The following is a 10,887-nucleotide window of genomic DNA, read 5'->3' as shown; positions in this document are numbered from 1 at the left end:
GCTCAAGATGGGACGACGTCGGCCCGAATCAGCTGATGAACACCCCTACTTCTTGGCGGCTGTGCTTGTGGCATCGCTCTCGGCGACCTCGTTCGCCGGTGGTTCGCTGAGGTCGACGAAGTCGTCGGTGTCCTGCGATTGTACCGTGCCCCGGCCCTTCCACTCCCGACCGGCCACATAGGGTGACGGCTCGGTACCGGGGTGACGTCGACGCTGCACGATGATGATGGCGAGGCCGACGATGACGCCGAAGATCGCCGCCCAGACGTTGGTGCGAAGCCCCAGGTAGATGTCGCTGGGATCGATGCGGATCGACTCCCACACGATGCGGCCGGCGCTGTACCAGATCAGGTAGAGGCCGAACAGCCGTCCCCACTGCATCCGCAGACTCTTCCCCGCCCACAGCAGCACGAGGACGCCCGCCGTGTTCCAGATCACCTCGTAGAGGAACGTGGGGTGGAACAGCGTATCGGCGGGCAGCCCTGGGGGGAACGCGGCGTTGTCGGAGTCGATCTCCAGACCCCACGGCAGGTCGGTGGGAAGACCGAACAGTTCCTGGTTGAACCAGTTTCCGAAGCGCCCGATGGCCTGGGCCAGCAGGATGCCGGGGGCCAGCGCATCGGCGAAGGACCAGAAACGGATCCCCGTCCATCGGCAGCCGAGCCACGCGCCGACCGCGCCGCCGATCAGCGCACCGTAGATGGCGATCCCGCCCTCCCAGATGGCCCAGACCGAGCCGGGCTGGAAGGGGTTCCACGGGTTCGAGCCCTCGGAGAAGTAGAAGCCCAGGTGGGTGAGCACATGGAAGATCCGGGCGCCGACGATGGCCAGCGGCACCGCGAGAAGGGCGATGTCGATGACGACCCAGGGCTCTGCACCGCGCTTGCTCAGCCGATGGTTCGTGAGCAGGACCGCCACCACGATTCCGGCGATGATGCACAGCGCGTAGAAGTAGACGCGGAGCGGTCCGAGCTGGATGAAGCTGATCTCGGGGCTCGGGATGCTGGCGAGCACGGATGTTCCGGCGCTCGAGAGGGCGAACGACATGGATTCGAGTCTAAGCGGGGCGTCCGGCACCCGCGGACATCGTGCCCTGGTGCAACTCGGCGGCGAGGTCTCGCAGAGCGGGGATGCCGCCGTCGCGCAGGGCACGGACGAGCGCTGTTCCGACGATGGCGCCGTCCGCATACTCCAGGACGCCCGCGACGTGGGAGGCGTTCGAGATGCCGATGCCGACGCATGCGCGCTCGGCGCCGTGCGCGCGCAGGCGCGCGACCAGGCCGCGGGCGGCGGCGTCGAGGTCCTCGCGAACGCCGGTGATACCCATCGTGGAGACCGTGTAGACGAAGCCCGTCGAGTTCGACGCGATGAGATCGAGACGCTCATCGGTGGAGGTGGGAGCGGCCAGGAAGACCCGGTCGAGGTCGGTGCGGCGGGACGCCGCGATCCAGTCCCCGGCAGCGTCAGGAGTGACGTCGGGCGTGATGAGGCCCGCTCCCCCGGCCGAGCGCAGGTCGTCGGCGAACCGGTCGACCCCGTACTGCATCACGGGGTTCCAGTACGTCATCACCAGCACCGGGGTGTCGGTCTGCCGCGTGATCTCCGCGACGGCGGTGAACGTGTCGCGAAGGCGGAATCCGGCGGCCAGCGCCGTCTGCGTCGCCTCCTGGATCACGGTGCCGTCCATGACCGGGTCGGAATACGGCGGACCGAGCTCCAGGACGTCGGCTCCCGCCTCCGCAAGGGCGACGGCGGCGTCGATGCTCGTGGCCAGGTCGGGGAATCCGAGCGGAAGGTATCCGACGAGGGCACCGCGACCCTCGGCCTTGGCGGCGTCGATCGCCGCCGAGACGGGTGACGTCACAGCTTCACGCCCTCGCCCTTGGCGGCGTCGACGACGGGTTCGGCCGCAGCCGCCGCGAGATCGATGCCCGCGTCGTAGAGCTCGAAGTAGCGCGCCGCGGTGTCCATGTCCTTGTCTCCGCGGCCGGAGAGGCAGATCGCGATGATCGCGTCGGGACCGAGCTGCTCGCCGATGCGGATCGCTCCGGCCAGAGCGTGCGCGGACTCGATGGCGGGGATGATTCCTTCGGTCTCGGACAGGAGCCGCAGCGCCGCCATCGCTTCGGCGTCAGTGGCGGGGATGTAGTCGGCTCGACCGATCGAGGCGAGCCACGCGTGCTCGGGCCCGACGCCCGGGTAGTCCAGGCCCGCGGAGATCGAATGGGATTCCACGGTCTGCCCGTCCTCGTCCTGGAGGACGAAGGTCTTCGCGCCGTGGAGGACGCCCGGGCGTCCCCGCTCGATCGACGCCGCGTGGCGAAGGGTGTCCACGCCGTCGCCGGCGGCTTCGACCCCGTAGAGGCGCACATCGGCGTCATCCAGGAAGGCGTCGAACATGCCGATCGCGTTGGATCCCCCGCCCACGCACGCGAAGACCGAGTCGGGCAGCCGACCGACCTCGTCGAGGAGCTGCCGGCGCGCCTCTTCGCCGATGACCTTCTGGAAATCGCGCACCATGGCGGGGAAGGGGTGCGGACCGGCGGCCGTGCCGAAGATGTAGTTGGTCGTCTCGACGCTGGACACCCAGTCGCGGTAGGCCTCGTTGATCGCGTCCTTGAGGGTGCGCGAGCCCGTGGTCACCGGGACGACCTCGGCCCCGAGCAGGCGCATGCGCGCGACGTTCAGCGCCTGGCGCTCGGTGTCGACCTCGCCCATGTAGATGGTGCATTCGAGGCCGAACAGTGCCGCCGCCGTCGCCGTCGCCACGCCGTGCTGGCCGGCGCCGGTCTCGGCGATGACGCGCTTCTTGCCGAGCCGGCGGGTGAGCAGGGCTTGGCCGAGGACATTGTTGATCTTGTGCGAACCGGTGTGGTTGAGATCCTCGCGCTTGAGGAACACCCGGCCGCCGCCGGCGTGCGCGGCGAACCGCGGCACCTCCGTGATGATGGACGGTCGACCTGCGTAGCTGCGCAGCAGCTCGAGGAATTCCTCCTGGAACGCCGGGTCGTTCTTGGCGCGGTCGTATTCCGCGCTCAGTTCGTCGATGGCGGCGATGAGCGATTCGGGCATGAACCGCCCGCCGAACTCGCCGAAGAATGGCCCTGCCGCTTCACGCAGACTCATGTCCGCTCCTTCCGGTTTCGGCCGGCGGGATGGTCTCCCGCCGCGAGGAACCGACCGAGCGTCGCCACCGGGTCGCCCGTCACGAGGGCTTCGCCGATGAGGACCACGTCGGCACCGTGATCGCGGTAGTGCGCGACGTCGTCCGGAGTCGACACCGCGGATTCCGCGATGCGGACGGTTCCTTCGGGGATGAGGTGTTCCAGACACCCGAACAGGTCACGGTCCAGCTCGAACGTCGACAGGTCGCGGGCGTTGACCCCGATGACCGAGGCGCCGAGATCGATCGCCCGTGACACCTCGTCGGCGCTGTGCGTCTCGACGAGAGCGGTCATGCCGAGTTCGCCGATGAGACGGTGCAGCCGGACGAGGTCATGCTGCTCGAGGGCGGCCACGATGAGGAGCACCAGGTCGGCCCCGGCGGCGCGGGCCTCGACCACCTGGTATTCGGTGGCGATGAAGTCCTTGCGCAGAACCGGCAGATCGACCGCGGCCACCACGGCGTCGAGGTCGGCGAGGCTGCCCGAGAAGCGACGTTCCTCGGTGAGGACCGAGATGGCCGAGGCGCCGCCCTGCTGGTACTTCCGCGCCTGCGCGGCGGGGTCGGGAATGTCGGCGAGCGACCCGCGCGACGGACTTGCGCGCTTGACCTCCGCGATGATCTTCACCCCGGCGCTCGGCGCGAGGGCGGCGCGCGCGTCCTTGGCCGCGGGGCGAGCCAATGCGGCGCGCTCCACCTGGACCAGCGGGGTCTCTGCAGCGCGGCGCTCGGCGTCCGCCACGGCGCCGGCCGTCAGTTCGGCGAGCAGGTCGATGCCCGCCGATGTTCGCTCAGCGCCCGCGTTCAATGCTCTTTCGCCGTTGTCTTGGCACCGCCGACGCCGTAACCGGCTCTCGACATGCCCCAACCCACGAGCAGACCCACGACGACCAGACCGGCTGAGGCCCACACCACCACCGGGACGTCGAAGAAGAACGCGACTGTTCCGACGGTGAAGCCGACGAGCATGATGACGACAGCCGTCCATGCCGCCGGCGAGTTGCCGTGGCCGGGATCACCGATGTGGTTGCTCATGAATATCCTCCAGGACGCCGGGACACACCACAGCCAGTCTATCGGTCAGACCGTCGGATCCTGTCCGCGCGACAGCTCATCCCACGAGTCGATCGCCTCGGTGCGCCGGGTGGTCGCACCGTCGGGTGCGGCGGCCTCCGCGGTCGTGCGGTACTTCCGCCCCGCGCCCGGCCAACGGTGCGCCGTGGCGAGGATCAGCACGCCGGCCCCGAGAAGAACGGCGCATGCCGCGAGCGTGATGAGCGGCCACGGCGTGGTGGAGATCTCCGTGACGAGGGCGTCGACGGCCTCGACGCCCGCGATCCCGGTCGCCTCCGTCACCGCCGAGACGACGGCGGCAACGGGTGCCTTGAGGGCGACGACACCGGTGGCGACGCCGAGGGTCACGGCGATCACGACGGTGAGGACCCCGAAGACGTAACGCAGCACGGTGCCCGCGATCGCGAGGGCCGCGCCCAGTGCCAGGGCGGTCAGACTGAGGGGCGCGAGCACGGGAAGCGCGGCTGCGCCGCTGACGGGGAGCAGGTCGCGCGCCCCGTCCTCGATCGTCACCGTCAGCCAGGTCTGCGTCGAGGCGATCACCCCGATCGCGCCGGCGGCCAGGATGAGCAGCACCGCCAGAGAGCGTGGCCGGGCCGACGCGCCGCCGCGCGACCCTGCGGAGGCACTCACGACGGATCGCCGACGGGCGACGTGCCGACCGCCGGGTCGAGGTCGTCCGCGTCGAAGCACGTCCGGGTGCCGGTATGACAGGCGACCCCGACCTGATCGACCTCGACGAGGATCGCATCGCCGTCGCAGTCCAGCCGCGCGCCGCGGACGAACTGCGCGTGGCCGGAGGTGTCGCCTTTTCGCCAGTACTCCTGTCGCGATCGCGACCAGAACGTGACCCGGCCTTCGGTCAGCGTGCGACGCAGCGCTTCGGCATCCATCCATCCGAGCATGAGCACCTCGCGGGTGTCCCACTGCTGGACGATCGCCGCGACGAGGCCGTCATCGGTGAAGCGCACGCGAGCGATGCGATCCTCGACATCCCCGGAAAGGTCGGCCCCGGTCATCGCTCCCTCTCCGTTCGGCGTACGGCGATGCCCTGGCGCACCATCGCCTCCTTCACCTCGCCGACCCGCAGCTGACCGGTGTGGAACACCGAGGCGGCCAGGACCGCGTCGGCTCCGGCCGTGATCGCGGGAGCGAAGTGCTCGAGGGCGCCGGCACCACCGGACGCGATGACGGGGACGCGAGCCACCTCGCGCATCGCCGCGATGAGCTCCAGATCGAAACCCTGTTTGGTGCCGTCGGCGTCGATCGAGTTGACAAGCAGCTCGCCCGCTCCTCGCTCCACAGCCTCCCGGGCCCAGACGAGCGCATCCAGGTCGGTCTCGGTGCGACCGCCGTGGGTGGTCACCACGAAGCCCGACGCCGAGCCGGCGCGACGATCGGGTGAGACCCGCTTGACATCGAGCGAGAGCACCAGCACCTGCGCGCCGAAACGGTCGGCGATCTCGTCGAGCAGATCGGGACGGGCGATCGCGGCGGAATTCACGCCGATCTTGTCGGCTCCCACCGACAGCAGGCGTGCGACGTCGTCGGTCGATCGCACTCCCCCGCCGACCGTCAGGGGGATGAACACCTGCTCCGCCGTGCGCTGGACGACGTCGTAGGTCGTGGCGCGCTCGTCGACGGTCGCGGTGACGTCGAGGAAGGTGACTTCGTCGGCGCCCTGGTCGAAGTAGGCCTTGGCGAGCTCGACCGGGTCGCCCATGTCACGCAGATCGACGAAGTTCACACCCTTCACGACGCGACCGCCGGCGACGTCGAGACAGGGGATGATGCGGGTGGCGAGGGTCATCTCACAGCCTCGCCGCGTGGATCTCGGTCACCAGGATCGCCCGCGCGCCGATGGCGTACAGGGCGTCCATCACCTGGTTCACACCCTTGCGCGGGCTCATCACCCGCACCGCGACCCACTCCGGATCGCGCAGCGGCGAGATGGTCGGCGACTCGATGCCGGGCGCGACCGCGACCGCTTCGTCGATGAGCCGGGCGGGCAGGTCGTAGTCGATGAGCACGTATCGGCGGGCGACCATGACACCGCGCAATCGCCTCAGGAGGGTCTCGGTACCCTCCGCTTCGACCGGTGCCCCGATGAGCACCGCCTCGGACTGCAGGATCGCCGGTCCGAAGATCTCCAGCCCGGCCTGTCGCAGCGTGGTCCCCGTCGAGACCACATCGGCCACCGCGTCGGCGACCCCGAGGCGCACGGCCGACTCGACCGCGCCGTCCAGCGGAACAAGATCGACGGCGACGCCGCGCTCGTCGAGGAAGCCGTCGACGAGCCCGGGGTAGGCGGTGGCCACCCGCACGCCCTCGAGGTCGTCGACATCGGTGAAGCGTCCGGGGGGACCTGCGAAGCGGAAGGTCGAGTCGCCGAACCCCAGCGCTTCGATCTCGCGGGCGCCCGGCATGCGGGCATCCAGCAGCAGGTCGCGGCCGGTGATGCCGACATCCAGCGCGCCGGAACCGACGTAGGTGGCGATGTCCTTCGGACGCAGATAGAAGAATTCGACCTCGTTCTCAGGGTCGATGACGTGCAGATCCTTGGGATCACGTCGGCCGGTGTACCCGGCCTCCTGGAGCATCGCCGAGGCGGTGTCGGCGAGGGAGCCCTTGTTGGGCACGGCGATTCTGAGCATGGGGGGCGGCTTTCGGGAGAGAGAACGGACGGGAGGACCGCTCAGAGATGTCGGTACACGTCCTCGAGCGTGAGTCCCTTTGCGACGAGCATCACCTGCAGGTGGTACAGCAGCTGTGAGATCTCCTCGGCGGTGCGCTCGTCGGATTCGTACTCGGCGGCCATCCACACCTCAGCAGCCTCTTCGACGATCTTCTTGCCGATGGCGTGGACGCCGGCATCCAGCTCGGCGACGGTCCCCGATCCGGCGGGACGCTCGACGGCCTTCGCCGTGAGTTCGGCGAACAGCGCGTCGAAAGTCTTCACCATGCCAGGGTAGCGAACGGGCGGGCCCGACCGGCGCGGCGGGGTGTCAGTGGACGAGGATGCTGAGGCCGATGACGAGCAGCCCCAGCAGCGTCGTCGCGAGGACGCCCAGCATCCGCCACGGCCACGTCGCCCCGTTGCGCCGGGCGTTGAAGTAGCCGATCAGCCCCAGGATGACCACACCGCTGCCGAGCGCCAGGAAGTAGGCCGTCCACTCGTCCAGAACACCCCAGGTGCCGGTGGCGAGGAGGAAGACCGGGATGAGCATCGCCAGCGCCATTCCGCCGGAGTGGCGCACGCCGTCACGGATGCCCTCGTGCAGCGGGGGCACGGGCCTGCGCGCCCGGCTGGCGACGACGGCGGCGTAGATGTGCGCCAGCCAGAAGACCCCGACCGTTCCGGCGACGAACCAGATGACGTCGAGGTCGGTGGGCGCCTCGATCTCGGCGCCGATGAGGGCGGTCACGAGGACCACGCCGTAGATGCCGTGCTCACCGCTGTAGGCCGACAGCAGCCACCTCGCTCCGCGAGCCCCTGCCACGCGGAGCGCTTCGGTGCTCGAAGACGACACCGCCTCAGTGGCACCGTCGCCGGGCTCCCGCCGGGAGCCTGCGGGTGGGTCCTCGGAGCGGTCGGTCATGAGTGTTCTCCGATCAGCGGCGGGGGTGACGGTGGTGATGGCGTGCCTGATCACGCAGCGCGATGATCGCCCGCTCGGGGTTGTCGGAGCCGAAGACCGCCGATCCGGCGACGAAGGTGTCGGCACCGGCCTCAGCAGCCTGCGCGATGGTGGATTCGCCGATGCCGCCGTCGACCTGCAGCCACACCTGGGACCCGCGACGTCTCGCCTCGGCCGCGAGCGCGCTGAGCTTGGGCATCGTCTCGGGCAGGAAGGACTGCCCGCCGAATCCCGGTTCGACGGTCATCACGAGGATCTGGTCGAACTCGTCGAGAACGTCGTAGAGCGACTCGACCGGGGTCGCGGGCTTGACGGCAACCCCGGCCCGGGCGCCGATCGCGCGCAGACGCCGCGCGACGTCGACAGGTTCGCTCGCCGCCTCGAGGTGGAAGGTCACCGAGGCGGCGCCGATCTCGGCGTACCCCGGCGCCCACCGTTCGGGGTCGTCGATCATGAGGTGGACATCGAGCGGGACGGGGCTGGTGTCCTGGATGCGCTGGACCATCTGCGGACCGAAAGTCAGATTCGGGACGAAGTGATTGTCCATGACATCCACGTGCACGAAATCGGCGGCGGCGATGCGGGCGAGATCGTCGGCCATGTGGACGAAGTCCGCGGCCAGGATGCTGGGATTGATCCTGACTGCTGCGGCAGAGTCGTGGTCGGCGTGCACCGGACCATTATGTCGGCACCCCGCGGTGATGCCCGACGCGCGATCGTCAGCGCCGTCGAAGCAGCGAGATCGACATCGCGTCGGTGTTGTGCCGATGCGGCCACAGCTGCGCCCGGCCCGATCCGTCGACCTGGGGAAGGAGGTCGGGGTCGGTCGCGCTGAACGCCGTGATGACGGCGCGGGCATCGAGCTCTTCGACGTCGTCGCCGCGCGCCCGGAGGACGTCCGCGACGACCCCCGCGGTTTCGGCGAGGTGCGGCGAGCAGGTGACGTAGGCCACCAGGCCCCCGGGCGCCAGCCCGTCGATCGCCGCCTCGAGGAGCCCGCGTTGCAGATCGACGAGGTCGGCGACGTCGGACGGTGATTTGCGCCAGCGGGCCTCCGGGCGCCGGCGCAGCGCACCGAGGCCCGTGCAGGGAGCATCGACGAGGATGCGGTCGTACCCGCCGGCGCGTGCCCGGGTGCGACCGTCCTCCTCGCTGACCGGGACGTCGAGCGGCACTCCGGCGACGGATCGCCGCACCAACCCCGCACGGGCGGGGTTGACCTCGTTGGCCTCGAGCTGCGCGCCTGCCGCGAGAGCCTCGGCTGCGAGGATCGCCGTCTTGCCGCCCGGGCCGGCGCACAGGTCGAGCCACCGCTCCCCCGCCTGCGCCGGACGGGCGCGGGTGAGAGCGAGGGCGGCGATCTGCGATCCCTCGTCCTGTACGCGGATGCGGCCGCCCGACGCGGTCACCTGGGCTTCGGGGTCGCCGCCTGGCGAGCGAAATCCGAGGGGCGAGAAGTCGGTGCGCCGCGCGCCCGGCGGCACCTCGGCGAGCCCCGGGAGCGCGGCGAAGGTCACCCGCGGTGAGGCGTTGTCGGCAAGAAGGAGGTCGTCGAGCTCATCGGCGCGTCCTTCGGCTGCCAGCGCCCGGCGGAAGGCGCGCACGACCCAGACCGGGTGGGAGGTGAGCAGGCCCCGTCGCTCGTCGTCGGAGCGCGCGGTCTCGCCGATCCGGGTCATCCAGTCGCCTGGAGTGTCGCGGGAGACCCGCCGGAGCACCGCGTTGGCGAAGCCCCCGGCGCTTCGTCCCGCAGCCCGGCGGGCGAGCTCGACGGACTCGTTGACCGCCGCGTGCGAGGCGACGCGGGTCGAGAGCAGCTGATGGACGCCGAGACGGATGGCATCGAGCACGGGCGGATCGATGAGGTCGACCGCGCGTGCGGCGGCGACGGCGATGACCGCGTCGTACGTGTTCTCGCGGCGGAGCGTTCCGTAGGTGAGCTCGGTCGCGAGCCCCGCGTCGGCGGCGTCGAGCCCGGCGCGGCGGATCGCGGTGGGCAGAAGCAGGTTGGCGTAGGCATCGGAGTCGTGCACGGAGCGGATCGTCTCGAAGGCCACGAGCCGGGCGGGATTCAGAGCGCTCATGACCCCAGCACCGGCTCGCTCTGCCGCAGTCCCCGGAACCAGTCACCGGCGACCATCGGCCCGCGCCCGGCGGGCTGGACGCTTTCGAGCACGACCGGTTCGGTGGCAGTCCCCACGATGACCGTGCGACCGTGCGCCGCCAGGCGCCCCGGCGACAGGCGCGGCGCGTCGGAAACGGCCGCCCGAGCGCGCAGCACCTTCACCCGGGCCCCGTCGAGGGTCGTATGGGCGCCCGGCTCGGGCGTCACCCCGCGGAACCGGTGGAGCACCTCATCGCGCGTGCCGTTCCAGTCCAGGCGGCCGTCGACGTCGCCGAGCTTGGGCGCGAACGTCGGCGCGCCCAGCTGGGGCCGGGCCGTCGCCGACCCGTCGGCGATCGCATCGACGACCGAACGCAGAACAGTCGCTCCCCGGTCGGCGAGGAGTTCCAGCACCTCCCCCGCGGTGGCACCCTCGGGCGTGGGGAGCACCACCTCGTCGAAGACGTCGCCGGCATCGAGCTCGGCCACGAGCCGGAAGACGCTGGCGGCGATCTCGGTGTCGCCGGCGATCAGACCGTGCTGTACCGGCGCGGCACCTCGCCACCGCGGCAGCTGTGAGAAATGGAGGTTGATCCAGCCGTGGCGAGGCGTCGACAGGAGCGGCTCGCGTACGAGGCCGCCGTAGGCCACGATGACCCCGAGGTCGGGGTGGACGCGTTCGATCGCGGCCGTCGCCGCGTCATCCAATCGACCGGTTTTGAGAAGCGGCAGACCGAGTTCCTCGGCGACCGTGGCGACCGGCGACGGAGTGAGTACGCGTTTGCGCCCCAGGGGCGCGTCTTCTCGGGTCACGACGGTGACGATCTCGTGGGATGACGCGTGAAGGAGGCGCAATGACGGCACGGCCGGTGCGGGGGTTCCGGCGAAGACGAGACGCATAGGGGCTC

The 10,887-nt window shown here is 70.3% G+C and carries 14 protein-coding genes; all 14 read right to left on the bottom strand.

Going from position 1 to position 10,887, the window contains the following annotated elements:
• Window positions 1–45: 45 nt before the first annotated feature.
• Genes lgt through fmt form a run of 14 tightly spaced genes read right to left on the bottom strand, consistent with a single transcriptional unit; the run spans window position 46 to window position 10,879 of the window.
• Window positions 46–1,047, bottom strand: coding sequence for a prolipoprotein diacylglyceryl transferase (lgt, locus tag FBY40_RS10350; RefSeq protein ID WP_141938517.1), 1,002 nt, complete (start codon window positions 1,045–1,047; stop codon window positions 46–48).
• Window positions 1,048–1,057: 10 nt separating this feature from the next.
• Window positions 1,058–1,864 carry a tryptophan synthase subunit alpha gene (gene trpA, locus FBY40_RS10345; protein ID WP_141938516.1) on the bottom strand — a complete coding sequence of 269 codons (807 nt, stop codon included), beginning with the start codon at window positions 1,862–1,864 and terminating at the stop codon, window positions 1,058–1,060.
• Entirely contained in the window at window positions 1,861–3,126 is a 1,266-nt protein-coding gene (trpB, locus tag FBY40_RS10340; RefSeq protein ID WP_141938515.1) for a tryptophan synthase subunit beta, read from the bottom strand. The genes trpA and trpB overlap by 4 nt, the downstream gene beginning before the upstream one ends.
• Window positions 3,123–3,932, bottom strand: coding sequence for an indole-3-glycerol phosphate synthase TrpC (gene trpC, locus FBY40_RS10335; RefSeq protein WP_141940128.1), 810 nt, complete (start codon window positions 3,930–3,932; stop codon window positions 3,123–3,125). Before trpC ends, trpB begins: the two co-directional genes overlap by 4 nt.
• Window positions 3,933–3,967: 35 nt before the next feature.
• Entirely contained in the window at window positions 3,968–4,198 is a 231-nt protein-coding gene (locus FBY40_RS10330; RefSeq protein ID WP_124293234.1) for a DUF6704 family protein, read from the bottom strand.
• 45 nt (window positions 4,199–4,243) lie between these two features.
• A complete protein-coding gene (locus FBY40_RS10325) occupies window positions 4,244–4,870 on the bottom strand; it encodes a Trp biosynthesis-associated membrane protein (protein ID WP_141938514.1) in 627 nt (208 codons plus the stop codon).
• Complete coding sequence (gene hisI, locus FBY40_RS10320) at window positions 4,867–5,256, bottom strand: phosphoribosyl-AMP cyclohydrolase (RefSeq protein ID WP_141938512.1); 390 nt, start codon at window positions 5,254–5,256, stop codon at window positions 4,867–4,869. The genes FBY40_RS10325 and hisI overlap by 4 nt, the downstream gene beginning before the upstream one ends.
• Window positions 5,253–6,047 (bottom strand): imidazole glycerol phosphate synthase subunit HisF, encoded by a 795-nt coding sequence (hisF, locus tag FBY40_RS10315; protein ID WP_141938511.1) that lies wholly within the window; start codon window positions 6,045–6,047, stop codon window positions 5,253–5,255. The genes hisI and hisF overlap by 4 nt, the downstream gene beginning before the upstream one ends.
• Before the next feature lies 1 nt (window position 6,048).
• On the bottom strand, window positions 6,049–6,891 hold the full coding sequence (hisG, locus tag FBY40_RS10310) for an ATP phosphoribosyltransferase (protein ID WP_124293231.1): 843 nt from the start codon (window positions 6,889–6,891) through the stop codon (window positions 6,049–6,051).
• Window positions 6,892–6,932: 41 nt separating this feature from the next.
• Complete coding sequence (locus tag FBY40_RS10305) at window positions 6,933–7,196, bottom strand: phosphoribosyl-ATP diphosphatase (RefSeq protein WP_141938510.1); 264 nt, start codon at window positions 7,194–7,196, stop codon at window positions 6,933–6,935.
• Window positions 7,197–7,242: 46 nt separating this feature from the next.
• Window positions 7,243–7,836, bottom strand: a complete 594-nt coding sequence (locus FBY40_RS10300) for a hypothetical protein (protein WP_141938509.1) — start codon at window positions 7,834–7,836, stop codon at window positions 7,243–7,245.
• A gap of 13 nt (window positions 7,837–7,849) precedes the next feature.
• Window positions 7,850–8,548: a ribulose-phosphate 3-epimerase gene (rpe, locus tag FBY40_RS10295; RefSeq protein WP_268815535.1), complete on the bottom strand. Its 699-nt coding sequence runs from the start codon at window positions 8,546–8,548 to the stop codon at window positions 7,850–7,852.
• A 46-nt stretch (window positions 8,549–8,594) separates the two neighbouring features.
• Window positions 8,595–9,959, bottom strand: a complete 1,365-nt coding sequence (locus tag FBY40_RS10290; RefSeq protein ID WP_141938498.1) for an RsmB/NOP family class I SAM-dependent RNA methyltransferase — start codon at window positions 9,957–9,959, stop codon at window positions 8,595–8,597.
• Entirely contained in the window at window positions 9,956–10,879 is a 924-nt protein-coding gene (gene fmt, locus FBY40_RS10285) for a methionyl-tRNA formyltransferase (protein WP_141938496.1), read from the bottom strand. The genes FBY40_RS10290 and fmt overlap by 4 nt, the downstream gene beginning before the upstream one ends.
• Window positions 10,880–10,887: the final 8 nt, after the last annotated feature.

The organism is Microbacterium sp. SLBN-154 (assembly GCF_006715565.1).
Lineage (GTDB): Bacteria > Actinomycetota > Actinomycetes > Actinomycetales > Microbacteriaceae > Microbacterium.
Note: the sequence above shows the minus strand (reverse complement) of the source record. Positions and strands in the feature narration are given on the sequence as shown.